The organism is Cyclobacterium sediminis, assembly GCF_054781075.1.
Genome location: NZ_BAAGVC010000003.1, coordinates 1,245,395 through 1,257,603, shown reverse-complemented (window position 1 = coordinate 1,257,603; position 12,209 = coordinate 1,245,395). Strand labels below are relative to the sequence as shown.

General features: G+C 40.1%; 10 protein-coding genes. 8 read left to right on the top strand and 2 right to left on the bottom strand.

What is annotated here, in order from left to right:
* Window positions 1-90 precede the first annotated feature (90 nt).
* From ACYVHJ_RS07500 to ACYVHJ_RS07490, 3 genes are read left to right on the top strand one after another with little or no spacing between them, the layout of a single operon-like run.
* Complete coding sequence (locus tag ACYVHJ_RS07500) at window positions 91-339, top strand: helix-turn-helix transcriptional regulator (protein ID WP_460513686.1); 249 nt, start codon at window positions 91-93, stop codon at window positions 337-339.
* Entirely contained in the window at window positions 326-664 is a 339-nt protein-coding gene (locus ACYVHJ_RS07495; protein WP_460513684.1) for a HipA N-terminal domain-containing protein, read from the top strand. Before ACYVHJ_RS07500 ends, ACYVHJ_RS07495 begins: the two co-directional genes overlap by 14 nt.
* Window positions 657-1,607: a type II toxin-antitoxin system HipA family toxin gene (locus ACYVHJ_RS07490; protein WP_460513682.1), complete on the top strand. Its 951-nt coding sequence runs from the start codon at window positions 657-659 to the stop codon at window positions 1,605-1,607. Before ACYVHJ_RS07495 ends, ACYVHJ_RS07490 begins: the two co-directional genes overlap by 8 nt.
* A gap of 139 nt (window positions 1,608-1,746) precedes the next feature.
* Here the strand turns inward: ACYVHJ_RS07490 and ACYVHJ_RS07485 are convergent, their stop codons facing one another.
* Window positions 1,747-2,124 carry a nuclear transport factor 2 family protein gene (locus ACYVHJ_RS07485; RefSeq protein ID WP_460513680.1) on the bottom strand — a complete coding sequence of 126 codons (378 nt, stop codon included), beginning with the start codon at window positions 2,122-2,124 and terminating at the stop codon, window positions 1,747-1,749.
* 1,146 nt (window positions 2,125-3,270) lie between these two features.
* Window positions 3,271-5,664: a glycoside hydrolase family 95 protein gene (locus ACYVHJ_RS07480; protein WP_460513678.1), complete on the bottom strand. Its 2,394-nt coding sequence runs from the start codon at window positions 5,662-5,664 to the stop codon at window positions 3,271-3,273.
* Between the two features lie 234 nt (window positions 5,665-5,898).
* Between ACYVHJ_RS07480 and htpG the strand changes: the two genes are divergently transcribed.
* The 5 genes from htpG to cobA all read left to right on the top strand — a co-directional run bounded on the left by htpG (window position 5,899) and on the right by cobA (window position 12,208).
* Complete coding sequence (htpG, locus tag ACYVHJ_RS07475; protein ID WP_460513676.1) at window positions 5,899-7,782, top strand: heat shock protein Hsp90 family protein; 1,884 nt, start codon at window positions 5,899-5,901, stop codon at window positions 7,780-7,782.
* 240 nt (window positions 7,783-8,022) lie between these two features.
* Window positions 8,023-8,439 (top strand): RrF2 family transcriptional regulator, encoded by a 417-nt coding sequence (locus ACYVHJ_RS07470; protein WP_014019122.1) that lies wholly within the window; start codon window positions 8,023-8,025, stop codon window positions 8,437-8,439.
* A 129-nt stretch (window positions 8,440-8,568) separates the two neighbouring features.
* Window positions 8,569-9,294, top strand: a complete 726-nt coding sequence (locus ACYVHJ_RS07465; RefSeq protein WP_460513673.1) for an adenylyl/phosphoadenylyl-sulfate reductase — start codon at window positions 8,569-8,571, stop codon at window positions 9,292-9,294.
* Window positions 9,295-9,332: 38 nt separating this feature from the next.
* Window positions 9,333-11,435 (top strand): nitrite reductase, encoded by a 2,103-nt coding sequence (locus ACYVHJ_RS07460; RefSeq protein WP_460513671.1) that lies wholly within the window; start codon window positions 9,333-9,335, stop codon window positions 11,433-11,435.
* Window positions 11,432-12,208, top strand: coding sequence for a uroporphyrinogen-III C-methyltransferase (gene cobA, locus ACYVHJ_RS07455; protein WP_339901182.1), 777 nt, complete (start codon window positions 11,432-11,434; stop codon window positions 12,206-12,208). Before ACYVHJ_RS07460 ends, cobA begins: the two co-directional genes overlap by 4 nt.
* Window position 12,209 lies beyond the last annotated feature (1 nt).

The window sequence follows — 12,209 nt, the reverse complement described above, 5'->3', positions numbered from 1 at the left end:
AATTTTAACTTGATGATATAATTTATACCCGATAGGGTATATTATTACTCGATTTCGTATATTTGTACCCGAACGGGTAATTATATACGAATGAATTCAGGAAATCACTCAAATGCACTTTTATTAAGTAGGTTTGTAAAAGAAAAAAGAAAGGACTTAGGGCTAACCCAGAAAGAGCTGGCAGATAAAGCTGGCGTAGGGTTGCGCTTTGTACGCGAATTAGAACGTGATAAACCTTCCCTTCAAATGGATAAAGTTAACCAGGTACTGGTATTGTTTGGTTTTGAACTTGGGCCAGTGCCAATGAACCGAAATAAACTGATCCATGAGAAAGGCTAAAGTTTTTATGTATAATAATTGGGCTGGAACCCTTAAAGAGGATGAGGAAGGATATCATTTTCAATACAGTAATGATTATCTGAGAAAAGACAATGCAGAGCCCGTAAGTTTGACACTTCCACTGCAGGAAAAGCCATTTGAGGATAAAGTGCTTTTCCCCTTTTTTGACGGTTTGATACCTGAAGGGTGGTTATTGGATATCGCTGAAAAAAACTGGAAACTAAATGCCCGTGATCGAATGGGTTTGTTACTTAAAACATGTCAGGACTGCATAGGTGCAGTGAGCATTCAATCCATAGAAGAAGAGTACAATGAAAATGAGTAAGAGAAACTGTTTATACTGTTACCAGAAACTGGATGGGGGCGGAATAGATTTTCACTCAAAATGCAGCAAGAAAATTTTCGGTAAGCCTCTTCCTCCCCTATTAGAATATACAAATGATCAGATGTTGGAACTGGCTGAAAAGATCATACAGAGTCAATCGACTGTGCCCGGAGTCCAAGCAAAACTCTCCTTAGGCTTACAAACCATTGATGAAAAAGATAAGCCTCAAAAACTGACTATTATGGGTTTTTGGGGAGAATATATTTTGAAACCACCCAGTGAGCATTATAAAAGTTTGCCGGAGCTGGAAGATCTCACGATGCATCTGGCAGCTATAGCAGGTATTAGGACGGTCCCGCATTCTCTGATACGGCTAAAGTCAGGTGAACTTTCTTACATTACCAAACGAATAGATAGAAAAGGAAAACAAAAATACCACATGGAAGACATGTGTCAATTGACCGATCGGTTAACAGAATCGAAATATCGTGGTTCCTATGAACAGATTGGAAAAGCATTGGTTCAGTATTCGAGCAATCCTGGATTTGATATCATCAACTTTTTTGAGCAGGTGGTGTTTTGCTACCTTACCGGCAACAACGACATGCACATGAAAAACTTCTCCCTGTTTAAAGATCCGGAAAAGGGGTACAACCTGAGCCCTGCTTACGACATGATAGCAGCTCAATTGGTTGTTGAAGGAGATAGCGAAGAATTAGCACTTACCCTAAATGGTAAGAAAAAGAAAATAACTCGCAAGGATTTTGAAGCAGCTATGGCTAGGTTTGAAATTGATCAAAAAGCTTTCGATAACATCTTCCTACGTTTCAAAAAAGCGATGCCTAAATGGCATGATTTCTTGGAAAAAAGCTTTCTTCCGGACGAAATGAAAGATGCCTATCAAGTAATGATTGGAAAAAAAGCCAAACAGATAAGGTTATAATTCAATTGGTTAAGATTATTCAAATAGCTTGTTTATCCCCTGCCCTACTAGGAGTAGATTGCATCTACTCCTTCGTATTTAAAGGGAATTTAAAAGTGAAATACATGCAAAATGCAATTACCTAAAACCAACAATAAAACTAAAACATGCTATTGTTATTGGCGGCATCGGTAGGTACTTGTTGGATGGAATCCCAGTGTTCGCAGATTTTACCGGCCTCATCAAATCTGAAAAAGTCCATGGTGACGTATTGGTCGTTTCCTGGCCAGATTTGCCGGGTATGAAGGGCTACCAAGTCACCCTCAGCAATACAACGTAAAAATTCGATGGATTTATCGGGGTATTCTCGCTGCATTTTATCAAAATAATCAATAAAACCTTGTGGGCCATTGGCTACTGCGGGGTTGTGTTGAATGTATTCTTTACCCACGTATTTTTCTACCGCCTCTTTTGGCTTCCCGAGGTAGGCAGTTTTGTAAAAGTCGATGGCGTTTTTCTTATTTGTGTCCGTATTCATGGTTTTAGGTTCTTTTGCAATAATGATTAAATGGGATAATACAATCCGAATTTTCCAATAAGAAACGTTTAGCTATCTCATAGGTTATGATTTTGTCAGCATTGTTGCGGAAATAAGCAACAATGCCGCCAAAATCGATTAACGTTTTATTCACCATTCCGGTAGCTGAGGCCACCGGCTATAATCATGTCACCCCTGCCGGGGTTTTAGTTTTGCATATTGATTAGGATTTGGTTTTTATTTAGGAAAGCGACGTTAAGATTTTGTCAGTATTGTTGCAGAAATAAGCAACAATACCGCCAAAATCAAGATGGCGCTATAATTTTCACACCAAGGGCTGACACCCTTGGCTGGTATATTTCGCCCTGTCAGGGCTTGGTGAGATCAAGTGAAATAAGGAACGATCAGGTTAGAAAATAGACGTTAAGATTTTGTCAGTATAATCAAGTTTCCGTGGGTTGCCACCACACGGTTATTATTATTGAAGCCCTTCAGGCTTCTTTATGTGTTCAACAATTAGGTACATCGATTGTGATCATCGGAGTTTATTGTTTGCGTAAAAATTAATATTTGGTATTGATATAGGCGTGTTACAATTAACGGAACCTGGAAGGGTGAGTCTAAATGGATTTTTAGACTTGTTAAGGAAGCACTTCAATGAGCGCATGATATTTTAGGTAAATTTTGGCCTTCAAAGGTTATGATTTTTGGAGATGGGTAGCGGGTGGTAAAAAAATGAGTTAGCTCCAACAAGGAGATCCACTCATTTTTAGCCCGAAATTCAGCTCCAAAAATCAAATGATGGTAATGTAAATGACCTATTAACCCTAAGCCTTGTCTATCATTTGAAATAAGATTTGACAGCCTTGACCTTTTTGGTTCATTTTTGGGTTAAGCCTGCCCTGATTTTCTTTACACTCAGGGGGGGGAATGAACAGTGAGGATAGGTGGAAATTACCTCACCGAGTTGAGATTAGGGTTTATGGTCAATTCAATTCCAAGAAAAAACGATCATCAGAGGAGATTTTGTCAGTTTCCGTGGGTTGACACCGCACGGTTATTGTTGTTGAAGCCCTATAGGCTTCTTTGGCTGTTCTAAAATGAAGTTTAACTGGTTGGAACGGTATCACCCTCAGATCTTATAATTTATAAAAGCACTTGTGAAGCTCCTTTTTCAAGGTCTATTTCATATTCCTTGCCCTGATATATAACCTTTGTCTTGCCACCTGAAATGGACAAAATTTCGGCTTTTTTGAGTTTACCGGCTTCCCACTCCATGCTTATTTCAAAGTTGCCCCTGGCCTTGAGTCCTTTTACTTTACCGGTGTTCCATGCTTGAGGTAGGGCTGGCAGTAATCGGATAATTCCTTCTTCGTGTGACTGTACTAACATTTCTGCTATGCCTGCTGTAGCCCCAAGATTGCCTTCGATCTGGAAAATTTTACCCAGCAAGTCAAACATATTTGGAGACAATTGAGTGGCCATCATTTCATGGATATGCTCAAGTCCTTCTTCTCCCTTTTGCAAGCGGGCAAAGAAATTGATGATCCAGGCCCTGCTCCATCCGGTCTGTCCGGCGCCACCGTAAGTCAATCGCCTTTCAATGGTTTTCTCTGCTGCTTTAAATAATTCAGGTGTAGCCTGTGTAATTTGGTTGGAAGGATACAAGGCATACAAATGAGACATGTGCCTGTGGCCGGGTTCCACTTCTTCATAGTCTTCATACCATTCCTGAAGGGTGCCGTTTTTCCCGATTTTGATCGGTGGTAATTTGTTGGATGCTTTTTCTATGGCTACAGTCAATTGCTTGTTACCTATGATTTCCTCTGCTTTTAGGCAGGCATTGAAGATGTCATTGATGATTTGGATGTCCATGCTTGCAGCAGTTGTGTTTCTTGTGGCTTTACCTGTTTTTGGGTCTATATAGGCGTTTTCCGGTGAGTAAGAAGGGGAAGTGACCAATTCACCTTTTTCATTCTCCTTTAGGAAGTCCAAAATAAATTGTGCGGCACCATCCAGGACAGGATAAGCAGTTTGCTCTAAATAGTCTTGGTCTTGCGTGAACTCATAATGCCTCCATAAGGAAAGGGACATCCATGCTCCGGCAAGTGGGTTGGAATAGCCATTGGTCATTTGAGAGTCCTTGGTAGATCCGGATGGAGTCGTTCTTCCAAAAGGATTGCTAACATGGTGGGCAATCCATCCAGAGGATCCAATGAATTTTTCTGCCGTTGTCTCTCCGTTTTTTGCCAATTTCTCCATGAAATTGGACAATGGAATAAAGGCCTCGGACAGGTTGGTCTGATCAGCAGGCCAGTAGTTCATTTGCAAGTTGATGTTCAGGTGGAAGTCTGATTCCCAGGGAGCCCACATCTCTTTGTTCCAGATGCCTTGTAAATTGGCAGGTAGGATGGCCCTGTTGACAGAACTGCCCATCAATAGATACCTGCCGTATTGAAAAAACAATTCCGTAATGTGATTGTCATTGGTGCCTTCTCGCACCTGATCTAGTCGTTTGTCGGTAGGAATGGTGTCCTGAAGTGGGCTTCCTAAAGATAGGGCTACCCGGTTAAACATTTCACTGTGTGCTGCAGTATGCGCCTCTTTAGCTGTGTTATAAGCTGTTTCCAGAGCGCCAACTAGTGTTTTTAAGGCCTTCTCTTTTGCATCAATGTTTCTGTCAAAGTTCAGCTTGGCTAAATTATAATCAGTCGCTGCACTGACAATAACCGTATACCCTGTGCTGTTTTCGATCTTGAGGGTGTTCTCCTTTCCACTGATGCTGCCATCATCCAAAGTAGCCGTTATTTGAGAGGCGAATTTCATGTGCAAGCCGGGTTCACCTGAGCCATCTACATTGTCATCATAACCGTTAGGGTCGTCAAATACCTGACCATCCACAAATAGTATTTCGCCTTCTCCTATGCTTTGAACAATGTCTTTTTCTCGATCAAAACGAATGGTACTGTTGATCGGCTCTCCATCTAAACTTTCAAAACGATAAAAAATTACATTGTATTTGTCGGAAGAAAATGCTTCCCGTAGGTATCTTTTCCCATCAATAGTGTAGGTGGAAGTTATAATGCCGGTTTCCATGTCTAGGGTCCTGCGGTAATTTTCAGGAGATTTTTGATGGTCAAAAGTAATATGCAATTCCCCAAGGGGTTCATAGGACCGAATGGAAGTAGGCGAAACGGCCAAATGTTCCATACCGTAATTTAAAGCTGCTTCGTATTTGCCTTCCATATTCAATTCTTGGAAGGTTGCATAATGCTTTTGTACATCCTCGGGGTAAGGGTCTTCCGGCATACCTGCCCAAAGGCTTTCTTCATTGAGTTGAATTTGTTCCTCTTTCACTCCGCCAAAAATCATGGCGCCTAATCTCCCATTACCTATAGGTAGTGCTTCCAGCCATTCATCGGCAGGAGAAGTGTACCAAAGCTGCATTTTTTTTGAATTGTCGGTCTTCTGGGCTTCGCTTTGACAGCTTCCTAGAAACAATGTCAGGTTCATTAGGATTGAGAGAATAATGGAACGCATGCTCAATTGGGTTTGATGGAACGGCATAATACTAAAATATTTTCATTCCTTTTCTTAAATTACTGTAAACGGAGACTATAAATTAGACAAGGAGAAAATTTAACCTCTAGGCCTTGATTTTACATCAGTCTCTAAGCAAGAACTGACAATTTGACATTAAAGTGAGTTTGGAACAAGTCTTGATTTAAGGGAATCAAAATAATTGACATTGTTTAAATAAAAATAAAAAATACCATGCAGGAAAAAGGTACAATTTCGATTCACACCGAAAATATCTTCCCCATTATCAAGAAATTCTTGTATTCTGATAATGAAATCTTTTTAAGAGAGTTGGTGTCCAATTCAGTGGATGCGACACAGAAAATCAAAAGGTTGGCTACTTTGGGTCAGTACAAAGGTGAGTTAGGAGACTTAACCATAGATGTAAGTTTTGATAAGGATAAAAAGTATATCAAAATTACTGACCGTGGCTTGGGTATGACAGCCGAGGAAATCAAAAAGTACATCAATCAGATCGCTTTTTCGGGAGCTTCCGAATTTGTGGAAAAATTCAAGGATGCCAAGGATGCCAATGAGATCATTGGTAAGTTTGGGTTGGGTTTTTATTCTGCATTCATGGTGGCCGATACCGTTGAGATAGACTCATTGTCTTATCAAGATGGTGCAGAACCTGCCAAATGGACTTGTGATGGAAGTACTGAGTTTGAAATTTCCCCAGGGACAAGGACAGAAAGAGGTACAGAGATTACCTTAAATATTAATAGCGAATCGGAAGAATTTCTGGAAAAATTCAAGCTTCAGGGAATTTTAGACAAGTATGCTAAATTCTTACCTGTACCGATTCGATTTGGCACCAAGACGGAAAGTGTAGAGGATGGTGTGGATGATAAAGGAGAGAAGAAATATAAATCCGTAGAGGTTGATAATATCATCAATACAACCGATCCTATTTGGACCCAATCCCCTAGTGAACTTACCGATGAAGATTACCTGAAATTTTATAAGGAACTGTATCCAATGAGTGAAGACCCACTTTTTTGGATTCATTTGAATGTAGATTATCCTTTTAACCTTACCGGAGTATTGTATTTTCCTAAGGTTAAGAATGACTTTGAGCTTCAAAGGAATAAAATCAAACTTTTTAGTCGTCAGGTATTTATTACGGATGAAGTAAAAGACATTGTGCCTGAATTTTTGATGTTACTTCATGGGGTAATAGACTCACCGGATATACCGCTAAATGTATCTAGAAGTTTCTTACAGGCAGATAGCAATGTTAAGAAAATCAATAACTACATTACCAAGAAAGTAGCCGATAAACTGGGAGAGCTTTATAAAAAAGACAGGAAAGTTTATGAAGACAAATGGAAGGACATTGGTCTTTTTGTGAAATATGGCATGATCTCAGAAGACAAATTCTATGAGAAAGCCAAAGATTTTGTCTTGCTGAACAATACCAATGGGGAATATTTTACCTTGGACGAATACCAAGAAAAAGTGAAGCCTCTACAGACAGGAAAAGATGATAAATTGGTTTACCTGTATGCAACAGATGCAGACAAGCAAGATACTTTCATTCAGTCTGCCAATAAAAAGGATTATGATGTGTTGTTGATGGATTCACCAATAGACAGTCATTTTATCCAAAACATTGAAAGCAAGCTGGAAAATACCAGTTTGAAGAGGGTGGATGCTGATGTGGTGGATAAGCTTATTGAAAAAGAAGGTGGCTATGAAAACCTATTGAGCGAAGATCAATCCAAGAAGGTAAAAGAGATTTTTGAAAAATCCATTGCCAATCAATCTTATTCGGTAGAAGTAGAGGGCGCAAGTCCTGAGGAAATGCCAGTGACCATTACCATGGATGAATTTATGCGTAGGATGAAAGACATGGCTCAAAATGGTGGCGGAATGGGCTTTTATGGAGCCATGCCGGACAATTATAAAGTCGGAATCAACGGGAATCACCCGGTGATAGATAAAATTTTGAAAACTGAAGATGAAGAAGCACAATTGAAACTTGCCAAGCAAGCATTCGACCTGGCTTTGGTTTCTCAAGGATTGTTAACAGGCAAAGCCTTGACAGCCTTTGTTAAACGAAGTGTAGATTTGATCTAATATTCTGATTTTCTTCCTTATTAAAATGAGACAAGCGCTTGGTTAATTTCAGGCGCTTGTTTTTTATTTATGCCCATTTATTTTTCAAATTGTTATAATCAAACCTAAGAAATTAAATTTTTATTGGAAAGTGATTATCTTTAAGTTGAATTAGTCAAGGAGACCTTCGGTGGATAATGCAAGAGAATCTATCTTTGCTGCTTTTTCCGGTTTAACGTTAAGCAAACCTTTACATAACCCATGCTATCAAAAAAAACAAAATATGCTTTTCATGCTTTGACCTATTTGGGTAAACATAAAGACCAAGGAGCTGTTCCTATTCAAGAAATCTCTACCCACCACAATATATCCCACAAGTTTTTAGAAAATATTCTACTTGAATTGAAGAAAGCAGGTTTGCTGGGCAGCAAAAAAGGCAAAGGAGGAGGCTATTACCTAATCAAACTTCCCAATGAAATCCCTTTGTCTAAGGTAATACGACTGCTTGATGGTCCCATTGCTTTGTTGCCTTGTGTTAGCCTGAACTACTATGAACCCTGTGAGGAATGCGCCAGTCAGGAGAAATGTGGGCTAAATATGGTAATGGCAGAGGTGAGAGATGAAACCCTTAAAATATTAGAAATGAAAACCTTACAAGATATTTTGGAACGCGAATAATTTTTTACCATTTACTCTATAATATTTGTAGGTTTTGTGTACTTTTGTGTTTCCGGAAGACTGTGTAAGTCATGGCCGGGTAAAAGGTGATTTTCTAACCCACAATTACCTTCAGCAAAACGAGATAATATGATTGAAGCAAGTGAAATTAAAGAACTTATTCAAAGGATAGAAAAGTTATCCATTGAAGAGACTATGAGGCTTTTGGGAGACCTATTCCCTAATGAGGTTATATTCTCCACATCCTTTGGTCAGGAAGATCAGGTGATAACTCAGAAAATAGCTAAAAATAAGCTTCCAATTGAAATCTTTACCTTGGATACAGGAAGGTTGTTTTATGAGACCTATGACTTGTGGTCCAAAACGATTGTCAAATACGGAGTATCGGTCAAGCCTTACTACCCCAATACAGCTGCAGTAGAGGACTTGGTTAGTAGCAATGGAATCAATGGGTTCTATCAGTCGGTAGAAAACAGAAAGTCTTGTTGTTACGTAAGGAAGGTTGAGCCTTTGAAGCGTGCATTGCAAGGGAATAAAGTGTGGATTACCGGGCTTAGGGCAGAACAAAGTCCAAATCGCCAAAACATGCAGTTGTTGGAATGGGATGAAGGGAATCAGATATTGAAGTACAACCCTTTATTGCATTGGACGATGGAAGAAATGTTGGATTATATCAAGGAAGAAGGTATTCCTTACAACACCCTTCATGACAAGGGATTTATCAGTATTGGTTGTGCTCCGTGTACCCGCGCGATTATGCCGGGAGAAGATGCCCGCGCCGGAAGATGGTGGTGGGAAGCTTCTCAAAAAGAATGTGGACTGCATGAGCAGGGAGCCATTGCCAATAAATCCTAATTAAAATTAGTAACAGCTAAAACTGAAAAATATTTAAGATGCAAAGTTTCAGAACTGAAATAGAAAATCCGGTAGTAGAAAAAGATATTCTTGAACTGGAGAAAAAAATAGCCCTGTTTAAAAATGGGAAAATTGATGATGAAAAATTTAGAAGTCTTCGATTAGCTCGTGGAATATATGGGCAACGCCAGGAAGGTGTTCAAATGATACGTATTAAGCTGCCTTATGGTAGAGTGACTTCAAGCAAGCTTAACAGAATCTGTGATGTGTCAGAAAAGTACTCCACAGGAAGGTTGCATATCACCACAAGGCAGGACATTCAAATACATTATGTCAGCATAGACAGTACACCAGAACTATGGGCAGAATTGGATAAGGATGATGTTACCATTAGAGAAGCATGCGGTAATACAGTTAGAAATGTAACCGCCTCAGAAACGGCAGGGATAGATCCTAATGAGCCATTTGATGTAACGCCATATGCCGATGCAACATTTAGGTACATGCTTAGGAATCCCATTAGTCAGGAAATGGGTAGGAAGTTCAAAATTAGTTTCTCCTCTTCTGACGAGGATACTGCACTTTCGTACCTACATGATCTTGGTTTTATTGCCAAAGTGAAGCATGAGGATGGGAAAGTGATCAGGGGATTTAAAGTATTGTTGGGTGGAGGATTAGGTTCTCAGCCCCGACACGGTGATGTGGTATATGAGTTCTTGCCTACCGATCAAATCATTCCATTTATTGAAGGGGTAGTTAGAATTTTTGACAGACATGGAGAAAGAGCGAAGAGGATGAAAGCCAGAATGAAATTTCTTATTACCAATCTCGGGGTTGAGGAGTTTTTGAAATTGGTAGAAGAAGAAAAGCTTGCCCTTCCTTTCCAAACTTATCCAATTGATGTCTCAGAATATGAAGCGGAAAGGGTTTTGCCGAACCCGACAATGCCTGAATTTACTGTGCCTGCAGATGAGAATTACAGACGTTGGAAACTGACCAATGTATTGCCTCAAAAGCAAGAAGGTTATTTTTCAATTGGTGTGAAGGTTCATCTTGGCGATTTTTATTTGAAAGAAGCCCGACAATTGGCTGCTTTGGTAAAGAAATACGCTAGTGATGAAATTAGGTTTACACTTCGTCAGAACCTATTGATAAGAGATGTGAAAGAAGAGTTAATCCCTTTCTTTTACCAGGAGTTGGAAAAATTAGGCATGGTGGACTATGGGTACAATTCTGTAGGAGACATTACCGCTTGTCCGGGTACAGATACTTGTAACTTAGGTATTGCCAGTAGTACCGGTGCTGCGGCAGTGATGGAGAAAGTGATTTTGGATGAATATCCTGAGTTTTTACTAAACAAAGACCTGACCATTAAAATTTCCGGTTGTATGAATGCCTGTGGGCAGCATAATATGGCCTCAATAGGCTTCCAGGGAATGTCAATGAAAGTAGGGAAGGCAGTCTTGCCGGCTCTACAGGTGTTGTTGGGAGGCGCCACCTTTGGAGATGGGCAAGGTAAATTTTCAGATAAAGTAATCAAGGTACCTAGTAAAAGAGGTCCTGAAGCTTTGCGTGTCTTGTTAAACGATTTCAAGGCAGGGGCAGAGAATAATGAGAGCTATGCGACTTATTATGAAAGAAAAGGTCAAATGTATTTCTATGAAATGCTGAAGCCTTTGGCCAGCACAGATAATATCATAGACAGTGACTTTATTGACTGGGGTAACGATGAAGCCTACGTCAAAGCCATCGGTGTAGGTGAATGTGCTGGAGTTGTGATTGACTTGGTGTCTACCTTGCTATTGGAAGCAAGAGAGAAATTGGCAGGGGCAGAGGATAGTCTGAAAGCAGAAAAATGGTCAGACGGCATCTATCAGACTTATACAAGTATGATGAGCGCAGCCAAAGCCATACTTACTGCGGAAGGAGCCAAAACCAATAGCTATGCCCATATCGTCAATGAATTTGACAAGCATTTTACAGAAAGTGGCAAGATTAATCTTCCTGCCTCTTTTTCTGAACTGGTTTATAAAATCAAAGAAAATCAACCGTCACAAACCTTTGCTTTGGCTTACTATAAAATTGCAGAACAGGTATTTGATGCAATAAACGATTACAGGGCTAAAGAAGTACATGCATGATGAATGAGATTAGACCAAGGGTTACCCTGGTAGGTGCCGGTCCCGGTGACCCGGAATTGATAACATTGAAAGGCATTTTGGCACTTAACAAAGCAGACGTAGTTTTGTACGATGCCTTGATAGATACCTCTTTGCTCAATCATGCACCTGATAAGGCCTTAAGGATCTATGTAGGCAAGCGAAATGGAAGTAAGAAAAACCCTCAGGAGGAAACCAACCGCATGTGTGTTTACTATGCCCAAAAATATGGGCATGTGGTAAGGCTTAAAGGAGGGGATCCATTTGTCTTTGGAAGGGGGGCGGAAGAATTGGATTATATCCAACAGTTCGATATTAAAGTGGATGTTGTTCCCGGGATATCTTCCACTGTTGCCGTTCCAGCTGCCGCAGGAATACCTGTAACAAAAAGGGGTGTTTCAGAGAGCTACTGGGTGATAACCGGTACCACATCGAATGGTGAACTGTCAAGAGATTTGTTGCTGGCTAGTAAATCCAAAGCTACGGTGGTCCTTTTAATGGGAACCAGGAAACTGGGAGAGATTGTGCGGATTTATGAAGAGCAGGGATATACAGATAAGGCCATAGCGATCATAGAACGTGGGACCACCCGAGAGGAAAAGATAGTGGCAGGGACGATCAGCAATATTGAAAAAAAAGCGCATGAAGACCAAGTTGGGGCACCTGCCATAATTATTATTGGTGATGTGGTTAGGGAAAGTCCCAAATTGAAAGCAGTTTATGAAGCTGTTGTATTTGAAAATAAACTGAATTAGT